This is a genomic window from Pseudomonas sp. NPDC087690 (genome assembly GCF_044743175.1).
Classification (GTDB): domain Bacteria; phylum Pseudomonadota; class Gammaproteobacteria; order Pseudomonadales; family Pseudomonadaceae; genus Aquipseudomonas.
In genome coordinates this window covers 1-5,900 of record NZ_JBIUVX010000083.1, presented here as the reverse complement: position 1 = coordinate 5,900, position 5,900 = coordinate 1, and the positions used below count along the sequence as shown (strand labels likewise).

Genomic DNA, 5,900 nt, shown 5'->3' with positions numbered 1-5,900 from the left:
TGCTTGGCGATACCGGTGTCTTCGATCACGTCATGCAGCATCGCGGCCATCAGGCTCTGATGATCCATGTGCATGTCGGCAAGAATATTGGCCACGGCAAGAGGATGCGTGACGTACGCCTCGCCGCTGCGACGGCGTTGACCGTCATGGGCTTGTTCGGCGTAGAAATACGCTCGGCGGACCAGGTTGACCTGGTCATTGCCGAGGTAGGTCGATAAGCGATCGGCGAGGGCGTCTATGCTCGGCATGATAATTCCTGCCGCAAGCTGTGATCCCGCGCCGTGCTACGTCGACCAGGCATAGGCTTAGACGGCCTCGTTGGACTCGTCCTCGAACGCTGCGAACAGCGGCTCGTCCTGGACGATTTCCTGCTCGGCGATGAACTCGTAGCTCATCAGGCCTTCAGCGATTTCACGCAGCGCTACAACGGTAGGCTTGTCGTTTTCCCACTGAACCAGTGGCTCTTTGCCGCCGGTGGCCAGTTGACGGGCACGTTTGGTAGAGAGCATGACCAGCTCAAAACGGTTTTCCACGTGGTTCAGGCAGTCTTCAACGGTTACGCGGGCCATGGTATTCCTCGGAGCGAATGCAATATGCGCGCTGCCCGGTTGGGCGAGCGGACTCAACAGTTTAAAAAATCACCAGCGATTAGGGAAGCGCTGATTTTTTAACCAGGCTCTTCAACGCGCTGCAAGTGCCAATGTAAAGCGCTTGCAGGCGTTTTGGGAAGTGCTGATTAACCAAGCAATTCGGCCAGCAATTTGCCGTGAAGCTGCTGCTGGCGCTTCTGAATGAGCTGATTGGCGCGGAAAATTGCCTTCAGATCATCCAGCGCGTGAGCGAAATCGTCGTTGATGATCAGGTAGTCATAGTCGACGTAGTGGCTCATTTCGCTGACCGCTTCACGCATGCGGCCGTCGATGATCTCGTCGCTGTCCTGGCCACGGTTGGTCAGGCGCGAATGCAGCGCTTGCAGCGAGGGCGGCAGAATGAAGATCGAACGCGCCTGCGGCATCAGCTTGCGCACTTGCTCGGCGCCTTGCCAGTCGATTTCCAGAATCAGGTCGTGGCCGGCATCGAGGGTTTGCTGCAGGTGGCTTTGCGAGGTGCCGTAGAGGTTGCCGAAAACTTCGGCGCGCTCAAGAAAATCGCCGTGTTCGCCCATCTTCACAAACGCTTCGCGCGTCACGAAGTGGTAGTTCACGCCGTCGACTTCGCCCGGGCGCATGGCGCGCGTGGTGTGCGAAACCGAAACGCGGATCTCCGCGTTGGCGTCGGTCAAAGCCTTGACCAGACTGCTCTTGCCCGCGCCCGAGGGGGCGGAAATGATGTACAGGGTGCCGGTGCTGTGGGTCATGTCGGGGTTGCCTTACTCAATATTCTGCACTTGTTCGCGCATCTGCTCGATCAACACCTTGAGGTTGACGGCGGCTTGGGTGCTGCGCGGATCGAAGGCCTTGGAGCCCAGTGTGTTGGCTTCGCGGTTGAGCTCCTGCATCAGGAAGTCGAGGCGACGCCCGGCGGCTCCGCCGGACTTGAGCACGCGGCGGACTTCGATGATGTGGGTGCTCAGGCGATCCAGTTCTTCAGCCACGTCGCTCTTTTGCGCGAGCATGACCATTTCCTGTTCCAGACGCTGCGGATCCAGCTCGGCTTTCATGTCGGTGAAACGGTCGAGGACTTTCTGGCGCTGGGTTGCAAGCATTTGCGGCACCAGCTCACGCAGTGTCACGACGTCTTCTTCGATAGAGGTCAGACGCTCGTTGATCAAACGTGCCAACTCCGCGCCTTCGCGCTCGCGGCCAGCCTTCAGCTCTTTCAGACCTTGATTGAACAGCGCCAGCGCCTCGGCGTTCAACGCCTGTGGATCCGTCGCATCACCGACCAGCACGCCGGGCCAGGCCAGCACTTCCAGCGGGTTCAGTGCTGCCGGGTTCTTGATCAGGCCGGCGATGGTTTCGGCGGCGGCGACCAGTTGCGCGGCGCGCTCGCGATCAACTTGCAGCGCCTTGCCGGTGCTTTCTTCAGTGAAGCGCAACGTGCACTCCAGTTTTCCCCGCGACAGGCCCTGACGCAGTGCTTCGCGCACTGCGCCTTCGAGGTCGCGAAACGATTCCGGCAGACGCAGGTGCGGTTCCAGATAGCGGCTGTTGACCGAGCGCAGTTCCCAGCTCAGGGTGCCCTGGGCGCCGGCTTTCTCGACGCGGGCGAAGGCGGTCATGCTGTGCACCATGGCGGTAACCTCGCAATGCAGATCGGCGCGAAACCAGGGTTCCGCAAGCGCGATATCAATGAATTCATGCCGACTGGCAGCAAAGGCGCAGGATTGTAGCGCAGTGCGGCGAATGCGCCCAAACACACGGTGTGACAAAGGGCTGCAGCCCGTCGGTAATGCGTGTTTCAGGTCGCTCGGTCGGCGGTCGGCATTTTTAACAAGTGCCCAGTTGCGGTGCGCCGCTCTATAATGCTCGGCAGTTTTCCGTCCCCCGTACAGGTATTCCCTATGAAACGTCCAAGTGGTCGCGCTGCCGATCAGCTCCGCTCGATCCGCATTACCCGCAACTACACCAAACACGCCGAGGGATCTGTACTGGTCGAATTCGGTGATACCAAAGTCATCTGCACCGTCAGCGTCGAAAACGGCGTGCCGCGTTTCCTCAAAGGTCAGGGTCAGGGTTGGTTGACTGCCGAGTACGGCATGCTGCCGCGCGCCACCGGCGAGCGTAACCAGCGCGAAGCCAGCCGTGGCAAGCAGGGCGGTCGCACCCTGGAAATCCAGCGTCTGATCGGCCGCTCGTTGCGCGCGGCGCTGGACATGTCCAAGCTGGGCGACGTCACGCTGTACGTCGACTGCGACGTGATCCAGGCTGACGGCGGTACCCGCACTGCGTCGATCACCGGCGCCATGGTTGCGCTGGTCGATGCGCTGAAAGTGATCAAGAAGCGTGGCGGCCTGAAAGGCGGTGATCCGCTCAAACAAATGATCGGCGCAGTGTCCGTCGGCATGTATCAGGGCGAAGCGGTACTGGATCTGGACTATCTTGAAGACTCCGCTGCCGAGACCGACCTCAACGTCGTGATGACCAGCACCGGTGGTTTCATCGAAGTGCAGGGCACCGCCGAAGGCGCACCGTTCCAGCCTGAAGACCTCAACGCCATGCTGGAACTGGCCAAGAAAGGCATGAACGAAATCTTCGAACTGCAAAAATCCGCGCTGGCTGACTGAGCCGATTCATAATCACAAGGAGTTCGCGATGAGTGATGAACAAGAGCTGCTGCCCAAGCCGAGCCACGAGGTTCGCCAATGGGCGATGTTTTGTCACTTGTCCGCCTTGCTGGGGATCTGGATTCCGTTTGGCACGTTGATCGGGCCGCTGATCCTGTGGCAGATGAAGCGCGAGACGGACCCGTTCATCGATGCGCAGGGCAAGGAAGCGCTGAATTTTCAGATCACTGTGGCGATTGCTTCGGCGATTTGTTTCCTGCTGATGGTGCTGATTATTGGCTTCTTCCTGTTTGGCCTGTTGGCCATTGGCGCGCTGATCTTGACGATCATTGCCGGTGTGAAGGCTAACGAAGGGTTTCCGTATCGTTATCCGTTTACCTGGCGGTTGGTCAAATAGATAACTTGATCGCCGTTCGCAATGATTAAAAAATGCCCTGAAATGTCAGGGCATTTTTAATTCTACAACTAAGATTTCCGACTTTTGTATGTAGGATTTTTCTGGTGGCGATGATTGGTAGTTTGGGTTATCTATAAACTCCAAAGTTACATATTTAGTCACAACTGCAGGCTCCAGTGCTTGCCAAGGCCCTTGGCAACGGCTTTTGACGGTTGTTAAAGTTGCCAGGCGTTATATTTGTCCTGAAATATTTCGACATGTTCAAGCCATCGAAGGTTCTTGAATTTCATAGTAATCAGTGTTGAGACAATCAGCCGTTTCATGAGGCGTGTCCAGGTAAAAAGTTCGCCTCTGAATAATTAGCCAAAATGATCCCAATGATTCAGCTTGATTTTTACGGAACGCTAGTGGCCGCCTCCTTGGTACTTCTGCTGGGGCGCGGACTTGTTACACGTGTTGGTTTCATGCGTAGTTACAATATTCCTGAGCCGGTAGCGGGTGGCCTGTTGGTTGCCTTGATTTTATTGCTGCTACGAACATTCGATATTGAAGTGCGCTTCGATACTTCCCTTCAAACGCCTTTGATGCTGGCCTTTTTTGCCACCATCGGTTTGAGTGCGGACTTTGCCAGCCTGAAGAGCGGCGGGCGCATCGTGGGGATATTCCTGCTGGCAGTCACCGGGCTGTTGGTGGTGCAGAATGCGATGGGGATCGGCTTGGCCACCCTGCTTGGGCTCGACCCTTTGATGGGGCTGTTGACAGGCTCGATTACCCTGGCGGGCGGTCACGGTACCGGTGCGGCATGGGGGACGGTGTTCAGCGAGAAGTACGGTCTGGCTTCCGCCTCCGAGCTGGCAATGGCCTCCGCGACGTTCGGTCTGGTGCTGGGTGGGTTGATCGGAGGACCAGTTGCTCGTTTGCTGATCAAGCGCGTGACAGTGCCCGGCTGCAATCAACAGGAAGCGCCGCGCCTGCCAAAAGGTTTTGAGCAGCCGAATAAAGAACGCTCGATCACACCCTTTTCGTTCATCGAAACGTTGGCGTTGATTGCCATCAGCCTGTTGGCTGGCAATCTGTTGAATGGCCTGCTGCACGGAACCGCATTCGAGCTGCCGACGTTCGTCTGTGTGCTGTTCGTCGGTGTGGTGCTGCGCAACGGCCTTTCAGCACTTGGCCTGTATCAGGTGTTCGAGCGTGAAGTCTCGGTGCTCGGTAACGTTAGTCTGTCGTTGTTTTTGGCGATTGCCCTGATGTCACTGAAATTGTGGGATCTGGCGGCCCTGGCCTTGCCGATTTTCATCATTCTGGCGGTGCAGGCACTGGTCATGGCGCTCTTCGCGATCCTCGTGACGTTCCGGGTGATGGGCCGCAACTACGATGCCGCCGTTCTGGCCGCTGGACATTGCGGTTTCGGCCTCGGGGCCACACCAACCGCGATTGCCAACATGCAAGCAGTCACGCAGCGCTACGGCCCCTCGCAGATTGCCTTTTTGGTGGTGCCGATGGTGGGCGCGTTCTTCATCGACATCATCAATGTCATTGTGATCAAGCTGTATCTGGCCCTGCCATTCTTCGCGGCGGTCTGAGTTCGGATTCGTTTCGAGCAGCCGTACAAAAAAATGCCCGTATCTTGCGATACGGGCATTTTTTATCTGCGAATCGACACCTAGATGGTCAGCGTCCAGTCGTAGTCGACGATCAGCGGCGCATGTTGCGAAAACCGTGGCTGACGCGGCAGGCGTGCACTGCGCACGGAGCGCCGCAAGCCCGGGGTCAGGATCTGGTAGTCGAAGCGCCAGCCCAGATTGAGCATCTCGGCCTGCTCGTTGTCCGGCCACCAGCTGTACTGGTCGCCTTCACGGCTGACTTCGCGCAAGGCATCGACGTAGCCCATGTTGCCGACAATCTCGTCCATCCAGGCGCGCTCTGGCGCCAGGAAGCCCGGTGATTGCTGGCTGTCGCGCCAGTTCTTGATGTCGAGCTTCTGCTGCGCAACATACAGCGAGCCACAATAAATGTACTCGCGACGTTTGCGTCGCTGTTTGTCCAGGTATTTGCCGAAGTCGTCCATGAGCTTGAACTTCTGGTTCAAGTCCTCATCGCCGTTCATCCCCGAAGGAAACAGCAAGGTGGCAATACTGACTTTGTCGAAATCTGCTTGCAGGTAGCGCCCGTAGCGGTCGGCCGTCTCGAAACCGAGACCGCTGATGACAGCCTTCGGTTGCAACCGCGCGCAGGTCGGCTCGACCGACGCGGTGATCGCCGCGCTGGAGCGTA

The 5,900-nt window shown here is 57.8% G+C and carries 8 protein-coding genes; 3 read left to right on the top strand and 5 right to left on the bottom strand.

Annotation, left to right across the window (positions count from 1 at the left end):
- The 4 genes from ACIPIZ_RS29160 to ACIPIZ_RS29145 all read right to left on the bottom strand — a co-directional run.
- The coding region (locus ACIPIZ_RS29160; RefSeq protein WP_401168959.1) for an HD domain-containing protein at positions 1-248 on the bottom strand (248 nt) is incomplete at its 3' end.
- A 57-nt stretch (positions 249-305) separates the two neighbouring features.
- On the bottom strand, positions 306-569 hold the full coding sequence (rpoZ, locus tag ACIPIZ_RS29155) for a DNA-directed RNA polymerase subunit omega (protein WP_016985812.1): 264 nt from the start codon (positions 567-569) through the stop codon (positions 306-308).
- Between the two features lie 167 nt (positions 570-736).
- Complete coding sequence (gmk, locus tag ACIPIZ_RS29150; RefSeq protein WP_053125052.1) at positions 737-1,357, bottom strand: guanylate kinase; 621 nt, start codon at positions 1,355-1,357, stop codon at positions 737-739.
- Between the two features lie 12 nt (positions 1,358-1,369).
- Positions 1,370-2,233, bottom strand: a complete 864-nt coding sequence (locus ACIPIZ_RS29145; protein WP_064389567.1) for a YicC/YloC family endoribonuclease — start codon at positions 2,231-2,233, stop codon at positions 1,370-1,372.
- Between the two features lie 270 nt (positions 2,234-2,503).
- On the opposite strand from ACIPIZ_RS29145, the gene rph reads away from it, so the two are divergent.
- From rph to gltS, 3 genes are all read left to right on the top strand, one after another.
- Complete coding sequence (gene rph, locus ACIPIZ_RS29140) at positions 2,504-3,226, top strand: ribonuclease PH (RefSeq protein ID WP_401168957.1); 723 nt, start codon at positions 2,504-2,506, stop codon at positions 3,224-3,226.
- Between the two features lie 28 nt (positions 3,227-3,254).
- On the top strand, positions 3,255-3,623 hold the full coding sequence (locus tag ACIPIZ_RS29135) for a DUF4870 domain-containing protein (protein WP_064389565.1): 369 nt from the start codon (positions 3,255-3,257) through the stop codon (positions 3,621-3,623).
- 377 nt (positions 3,624-4,000) lie between these two features.
- A complete protein-coding gene (gene gltS, locus ACIPIZ_RS29130) occupies positions 4,001-5,209 on the top strand; it encodes a sodium/glutamate symporter (RefSeq protein ID WP_401168953.1) in 1,209 nt (402 codons plus the stop codon).
- Positions 5,210-5,289: 80 nt separating this feature from the next.
- On the opposite strand, the gene ACIPIZ_RS29125 is transcribed toward gltS, so the two are convergent.
- Positions 5,290-5,900, bottom strand: a 611-nt coding sequence (locus tag ACIPIZ_RS29125; RefSeq protein WP_401168951.1) for a catabolite repression control protein Crc, incomplete at its 5' end; no start/stop codon positions are given.

What these genes read in the sequence shown, in the direction of transcription:
- gmk (WP_053125052.1), bottom strand. Translation starts at nt 1,357, where the DNA reads ATGACCCACAGCACCGGCACCCTGTACATCATTTCCGCCCCCTCGGGC.
- rph (WP_401168957.1), top strand. Translation starts at nt 2,504, where the DNA reads ATGAAACGTCCAAGTGGTCGCGCTGCCGATCAGCTCCGCTCGATCCGC.
- ACIPIZ_RS29145 (WP_064389567.1), bottom strand. Translation starts at nt 2,233, where the DNA reads ATGGTGCACAGCATGACCGCCTTCGCCCGCGTCGAGAAAGCCGGCGCC.
- gltS (WP_401168953.1), top strand. Translation starts at nt 4,001, where the DNA reads ATGATTCAGCTTGATTTTTACGGAACGCTAGTGGCCGCCTCCTTGGTA.
- rpoZ (WP_016985812.1), bottom strand. Translation starts at nt 569, where the DNA reads ATGGCCCGCGTAACCGTTGAAGACTGCCTGAACCACGTGGAAAACCGT.
- ACIPIZ_RS29135 (WP_064389565.1), top strand. Translation starts at nt 3,255, where the DNA reads ATGAGTGATGAACAAGAGCTGCTGCCCAAGCCGAGCCACGAGGTTCGC.